Origin of the sequence: Pseudochelatococcus lubricantis, from assembly GCF_042432495.1 — a bacterium.
In the GTDB taxonomy this organism is placed as follows: Bacteria; Pseudomonadota; Alphaproteobacteria; order Rhizobiales; family Beijerinckiaceae; genus Pseudochelatococcus; species Pseudochelatococcus lubricantis.
Genome location: NZ_JBHLXC010000023.1, coordinates 1 through 6808, shown reverse-complemented (window position 1 = coordinate 6808; position 6808 = coordinate 1). Strand labels below are relative to the sequence as shown.

General features: G+C 59.2%; 3 protein-coding genes, 1 tRNA gene and 2 pseudogenes. 3 read left to right on the top strand and 3 right to left on the bottom strand.

Features of this window, described 5'->3' with window-relative positions; all coding sequences use genetic code 11:
• Window positions 1-478: 478 nt before the first annotated feature.
• The 3 genes and pseudogenes from ACFFJ7_RS19230 to ACFFJ7_RS19220 all read left to right on the top strand — a co-directional run bounded on the left by ACFFJ7_RS19230 (window position 479) and on the right by ACFFJ7_RS19220 (window position 2710).
• Window positions 479-1138, top strand: coding sequence for a hypothetical protein (locus ACFFJ7_RS19230; RefSeq protein WP_377594547.1), 660 nt, complete (start codon window positions 479-481; stop codon window positions 1136-1138).
• 297 nt (window positions 1139-1435) lie between these two features.
• Window positions 1436-1641: pseudogene (locus tag ACFFJ7_RS19225) on the top strand (hypothetical protein); the annotation flags it as partial.
• A gap of 276 nt (window positions 1642-1917) precedes the next feature.
• Window positions 1918-2710, top strand: a pseudogene (locus ACFFJ7_RS19220) (IS5 family transposase).
• Window positions 2711-2769: 59 nt separating this feature from the next.
• Here the strand turns inward: ACFFJ7_RS19220 and ACFFJ7_RS19215 are convergent.
• The 3 genes from ACFFJ7_RS19215 to ACFFJ7_RS19205 form a co-directional block, all read right to left on the bottom strand.
• Entirely contained in the window at window positions 2770-5334 is a 2565-nt protein-coding gene (locus tag ACFFJ7_RS19215; protein WP_377594545.1) for a DEAD/DEAH box helicase, read from the bottom strand.
• Window positions 5331-6347 (bottom strand): HamA C-terminal domain-containing protein, encoded by a 1017-nt coding sequence (locus ACFFJ7_RS19210; protein ID WP_377594543.1) that lies wholly within the window; start codon window positions 6345-6347, stop codon window positions 5331-5333. The genes ACFFJ7_RS19215 and ACFFJ7_RS19210 overlap by 4 nt, the downstream gene beginning before the upstream one ends.
• A gap of 387 nt (window positions 6348-6734) precedes the next feature.
• Window positions 6735-6802: transfer RNA gene (locus ACFFJ7_RS19205), tRNA-Met, on the bottom strand.
• Window positions 6803-6808 lie beyond the last annotated feature (6 nt).

The window sequence follows — 6808 nt, the reverse complement described above, 5'->3', positions numbered from 1 at the left end:
CAACGCCAGTTGAACGCCTGAATTTCATCAAAAGTGAGTCAGAGCCAAGGTTCGACGCCGATTGACACTTTAATGGCTCGCTTTTTTACGGCAGCCGCCTAACGATCACAAACCAGCGAGCCGACATCACCTCTCGATGCGATAGATCGAATGCCGGCGCGCCGGCCTTGCCTTTCCCTGCGGGATCATCCTTGATGAGTACAATCGCATCGAACTCGACAAGGCTTTCGATTTTGAATCGACCAAGCCCATCGGCAGTGTGAGCCCCGCATTCCTCGCGCGCATTGCGGAAATCGTCAAAAAAGCTGCGCAGGCTCGCCGCCTGACAGGTGTTAGCCGATCCTGGGCGGTTCCATAGTACGTGTCGGAGCAGCGTAGGCTAGGCGGTCGTCCGGGCACGGATATCGTGCGATGATCGGTGATGCACATCGAGACATCCCAAGGCATCGCAAATCCGGACCAAATAGGATCATACGCGATGGATCATACGACTGTGCGTATCGAGACGGCCTGGTACGAGCCGCTGCCGGATATCGACATTGCCGTGCGCGAACAACCGCAGGCGGTTATCGTGGCTATGGCGAACCTTGCAGAGGCCGATTCCTCACTAGTTGTCGAGCGCCACGCCGAGCCGTTGGGAGAGATGGGCTGGTATATCGTAAACTTGCGTTCGCTAGGGCCGAGCATCCATGAAGAGGCGGGCGGTCAGTTAATTGCGCGGCCCGACTGCCCAGGCCGCATTCTCGTTGAAATGCGCGCCTTACGCTGGCAGCCCGATCCGCCAAGCCGCGACGCCTATGTGGCTGCGGCGCGGGAGCTCATGGTACCGTTGCTCAGCGCCTATAACAAGGCAAGCGGACAGCGGTACCGGATACGCATCGAGCGCGTCCGCAAGCCAGGGAACCTCCCATCCAAAAGGACGCGGATCTTGCTGGATCGTTTCGCGGTTCTGGCCAATCAGAAATCGCTTCACCCTCTCGACTGGGAGCGTTTCTATCGCTTCGTCAAGGAAAGCCGCCGTCCAATTCCCATGGAAGCGGTGCGGGCGTTGCTGATCGAGCATGGCTTCCCGGCAGATCGCGCCTCCGGCTTCGCCGAACTCTACGAACATCTCTGGGCGTTCAAACGCCTTCGCTAGGGACAACCCTGCGCCCGGATGCCGTTGATATCCCGTCCTTCTAGAGCGCTTCCCCTGCTGCGGGCGATCGGCGATAAGATCGCGCACAGGCCGCGACGAATCGGATAGGATCCGGGCCCTCGTCAACCATCGCAGACAATCTTCACAGCCTACCCATATGCCTGACCTTCCGCATACCAAACTGCTTGCCCGCAAGATCTCCGATTTCTGCCGCCTCCATGTCGATCCCGCAATACCCCCGCAGGACAGCACACGGATCAAGAAATTTCTCCTCAGCCTGATCGCCCATCCTCGATGATATCGCCCCTCCTCCCTCATGGCCCACATAACGTCCGCGACGTGCTCGCGACGCATATCCTGAAGCAACCAGGTTCCTACGAACAGGCGAGCTATGCCATCCAGGACACGCCGGACATGGTCGCGCAGCACTACGGGCGCTTCCTGCCGCAAAACAAGGCGGTTCTAGCAGCGCGGATCTGAACCAAGTTTGGAAAGCGGCGTAGGACAGTAAGCAGCAGCACTGAATGCGAAGCTCGCAAATTACCCAGATGTAGGCGGGGCATCTCGGAAGGGAAATTCACTTGACGAACGTAGGGGTTCGAGTTCTTCTTGATCCACCATTATGGCAGGGTCGGGGGCCGGTTGCTGACCGACTTCTTTCACACGAAAAGACGCCGGAGGCGGCCCTACGTTTTGCCAGCGGCAACCTGCACCGCGACTGGCAGACTAAGAGTGCCTAACAAAACCGTTTGTTAACCCTATTGGGTTGAGTGTTGGGCATGGCCAAGAAGCTTTTGCCCGACGCCCTATGGGCGGAGATCGCCCCCTTGTTTCCGCCCGCAGCGCCGTGCCCGAAGGGTGGACGGCCTCGGGTCGAGGATCGGGAGGCACTGATCGGTATCCTGTTCGTGCTCTACACTGCGATCGCGTGGGAGCGACTGCCGTTAGAGGTTGCGGGATGACGTGCTGGCGCCGGCTACGCGCCTGGCAGGATGCCGGCCTGTGGGATCGGATCCATCGCCACATGCTGGAGCGGTTGAACTTCGCCGGGGAGATTGACTGGTCCCGTGCTTCGGTGGATTCCTCATCCGTTGCCGCCAAAAGGGGGGCGATGCGGTCGGACCGAACCCGACCGACCGGGGCAAGCCGGGCACCAAGCGCCACATCGTGGTCGACCGCAAAGGCCTGCCTCTCGCCATCGTCCTGACCGGAGCCAACCGCCACGACAGCATGGCGCTGACCGAAGTGGTCGATGCGATCCATCCGGTTCGGCAGCGGCGGGGACGGCCCCGCAAGCGGCCGAAGAAGCTCCACGCCGACAAGGGCTACGATTTCGACCGTTGCCGGAAGGACTTGCGCAAACGTTCCATTACGCCCCGCATCGCCCGCCGCGGTGTCGACAGCTCCAAGCACCTCGGCAAGCACCGTTGGGTGATCGAGCGCAGCTTCGCCTGGATCAACCAGTTCCGGCGTCTCGCCATCCGCTATGAGCGCCACGCCGATCTCTACCGCGCATTCTGCGTCATCGCCGCCGCTATCATATGCTTCCGAGCCATCACCAAGTTTTGTTAGGCGCTCTAACTCGCATCCCTGAACAGTTTTCCACTGTCCCGCCTCGTCCACGTGCGTGCTCAGACGTTTTGAAGCACTCGTCTAAGTTCCACAGCCACGTAAGGCGATAGCCCCGCTGTCTCGGGTGTCAGCCCGGAAAGGAAGCGTCGCGCCGATCCTAGATCCATATCCCTGTTGATCGTCAGACTGGACAGGATGTGCGCCGTGTGGCGAGAGAGGCCGAGGCTGATAAACTGGATCATCGTTTGCGATGCTGCCCCAAGCTCCAGATACAGGGTCAGCGCCGGTATCTTCGCGACGTGAGAAGCGTGTCCGGTTGCGATCAGGGCCTCTTTCAGCACAGCTCCGTAGCAGCCCAGCATGTTCACGTATTTGAACCGGAGACTGCTTTCCACATCTGTCAGCACTTCTCGGATGACCGTCCGGCTGGACCGATTCTTTCCCTGGCTCTTGTGGTACTTGATCGCCTCCTCGATGATCATCGGCAGCGGCTCACCGCGCATCCAGCGAAGAGCCAAAGGAGCCCAGTACCGATGATGCTGGCCGCTCTTCAGCTCAAGATATTTGTGCACGCGGGCAAAAATCGGTCGTAGCTTGTCGAGCGATTCCTTCCACCCCGCGCTCGGATGCTGCGGGATCAGATAGTCGGGACCCTTTTTCCCGATCTTCTCGATCATGTAATCGTAGAGTTCTTGCTGGCGATACCCCGAAATCTGCGGGCTGGCCGCCAGCGTTTCCACGTTCAAACCGATCTGATTGTCAGCGATCGCCAGGGCGGAGGTGATGCTCGCCCGTGTCTGCGGCGACAATCCGCTGAGGCGGTCAAGGGTGTCGTCAAGCTGCCCTTGCCGACGGTCGCGCAGGAGCTTTGAAAAGGCGGCTTCCAGATGTGGAGACTCGCCCGATGGACGGTCCGTCGCCGCTATATACTCCAGCAGCTCGGCCGACGTGTCGGTCAGGGTGACCTCAAGCGACGGCTTGATGGGCTCATCCTTCGGCCCGGAGAGCGGACTCGATTCCCACCCATCGTAATCGACGAGAAAGACGTTCCCCTGGAAGTCCCTGCCAAGGCGACCGGCACGTCCTGCGAGGTTCCAGAAATCGACGGGTTCGATCGGGTTCTCTTCCCCCTTATGGGGGTTCTGCATGAATACGTTGCGCGCGGGCAGATTAACGCCCTGCAGCAGCGTGCTTGTGCAGACGATGTAGTCGAGATGCCCGTCAGCAAAGGCACTCTCAACCGCGTTCCTCAGCAGCGGAGGGATGCGGCCGTAGTGGAAGCCGACGCCGCCCTCCACGGTTTCAGCAAGCACGTAGCTTGGATGGACCGCCTCTTTCGCAAAGGCAGTCAGGTCCTTGCGAACCTGTACAGATAGCTCACCGGGTCCGGAGGAAGGTACCACTTCAGCAACCGCCGGATCTTGCGACAGCTCTTTGATCTTGAAAGCGATATCCTCGCATGCCGCAGGACCCACAGCGTAGACGAGGCTTTGAGAAGCGTTTCCAAGAGCCCAGCTCAGATACACGAGCCCATCATGGGAATTGTAGATCGGAATAGCGGCATCGATCTCCGCGAGCGGGGTCTTGTCGCCGTCCCGCCACAGCAGCATATCGATCTTCTTATTGTCGCCCGCTCTGCGGTTCAGCAGGATGATGTTCTGGGCGACGGGGGAGTCTTTGGTCTTGACCACCTTGACGCTCTTGTGGCCGACCACCTTGCCGAAGACAGCCGGTTCTCGAACTTGCGGGGACGAGAACAGGAACTGCATGTCGGGGTGACGCCGTTGCAGGTCCTGCAAGACTGAATGCAGGACCACTCCCCGGGAGCCCTCGCCGATAAGATGCGCCTCATCGACGATCGCCACGTCGAAGCTGAGTTCAGGAGCCGTATGAAACAACACCTGGAGCCGTTCCGGCGTGAGCACATAGATCGGTCTGCCTAAGTCAGTCGGCGCTGCCGGTATCGGCACCGTCGTCACCTCGAACGCCTTGTCGAGGCTTGCTGCGCGCAAATCCGTGGCAACCTGGCTGATCAGGGCGCGGCTCGGCACAAGATAGACTAGGTTAGCGTTCGGACGCGTTCGCTTGAGCTGTTCAATATACGCCAGGAACACGAACGACTTGCCCGCCGAGGTGGGCGCGGAAAGCGCCAGCGAGGAGCCAGACGCCAAGGCCTCCCAGACCGCCCGCTGCATGTCGGTAAGTACGGCGCTGCGTTCGCCAATGCGCACGGTATTGTCCAGCTGCCGGCCGAGGATCTCGTAAAAAACCCCTTCAGTGAGCGTCCGTGGCTCCGCCTCGCCCTTGAACGCGAATTTGATCGCGGGGTAATTTCCAAGACGCGCCAGGATAAGTCTGGAGGCCCCCCCGATCCCGGCGAGAGTTTCGCTATAGGCTAGCGATCCGAAACTAATGCGATAGGCCAGCTGCCGCCATTCAGCTTCTTCAGATTGCGCGAATATCGTGGCGCTTTGAAGGAGCCGCCGCAGGACTTCTTCTTCAAGTGCGGGGCCATCAGCGAAGCCCGCGCCGCTCAAAATCGATTGACGCAGTATGGCCTCATAGTCGGCCGCGAAGCGTGGATCGCCGCTGATCGTTTCGCAAAGCTCGTCCACGAAGCTCATGCCGCCACTCCGAGCTTCTCATAGAAGGCCGCCCTGAAGACCTTTAGAGACGGGAACGGCAGAAGGAAGAGATGCAGGTTCGTGGTGACCGGCAGGCGCTTGCCGTAGTGGCGCTCGATCACGCGGCAGGCGCTGCCGATCCTCTTCTTGTACTTCTCCTCGAATGCCGAGGCGGCTTTGTCGGGTTCAAGCGCAAGGATGCGGTTGTAAGCGGCATATTCAAAGCCAAGCAGACATGCGTGAACAATACGCTTTTGCAGCGTTAGCTTCGACGTTGAGTACGGGTTGATATAGTCCGCGATCTTCGCCCAAAACGCCGGGTCCAAGCTGTTGAGGTCGGACAGGTTGTTCAGGATCTCAATCTCACGAGAGATCTGACCAGCATTCGCCAGGAGTTCGGCCATGGAGGTGAACGCAGCGTCAGCCGCCGACGAAAAACTGTGGTATATTTTAGACTCGCCAAAATAGATGGTCAGAAGATCTTTGGCTTCGTCGTAGCCAAGATGAATACCATCCGTGCCGTGCACGGGCATGTTGTTATTGGTCTTCAGGTACATCTTCGAGACCAGGCGTGGTGCCTTTAGCACCCATTCCAGCAAAGCATAGAGGATTAGCTCTCCTGGCTCTCCGCCCGACTCGAGTTGATTCTTCGCTTTGATAAACAAGCTCTTCGCATCGTCGCCAAGTCTGACGATGCGGTGATAATCGAGAACGGGGTCGATCCCCTGTAGAGCATCCCGGACCTTGCTCTTTGGCAGGCAGTACGGGATCAGGCAGTCGTAAAGGTACTCGACGAATTCCTGAACCGTGGGGACGCCATCAGCGAAGGTGATGAAGTGGAAGCTACCGGTGAGCCGGTGCATCCCAGACGTCCAGTCGAACGGAACCTCTTTCAGGCGGATGCCGAGGCCCGCGTGGTCCTTCAGAAGCGCAGTCATCGCGGCCGCGAGAGCCAATTGGTCCGTCGCTGATGCAGTTTCCCGTTCGACTGCTGTTACGTCATTGCTAGCCAAGTCCACCCCTTTTCAAGCAGGATAGGTCAACACCAACTTTGAATCTATGGGCTTTTCAACCGGCACTTACGCCGCCCAATCGTCCGCGTAATCGATCATTTGCCGGCATCCGCGGTCGAGCGAGCCTGTCGCCTTTGAAGGTGCCCCCTGATACAAGTGACCGAACGCGTCGACGGGGCCATTTTGGCTGAAACTGCAGCGATTTGATCACTCCAAGCCTTTCGGCCTCTCTATGTAAGGGAACGGCAGCTCTCATGGACGCGAGGCACCGGCATGAACGTCAGGGGTTGAGGCGCAAAGCTGTCATCGTCGCCGAGACGGTCAAGGGATAGCGTGTCATGTGGATCGCAATTTTGGAGGACATAGCGTGCTCTGGCGTAGGCCCGGTTCCCAGGCAGGATTTGAACCTGCGGCCTTCAGGTTATGAGCCTGACGAGCTACCGGGCTGCTCCACCCCGCGT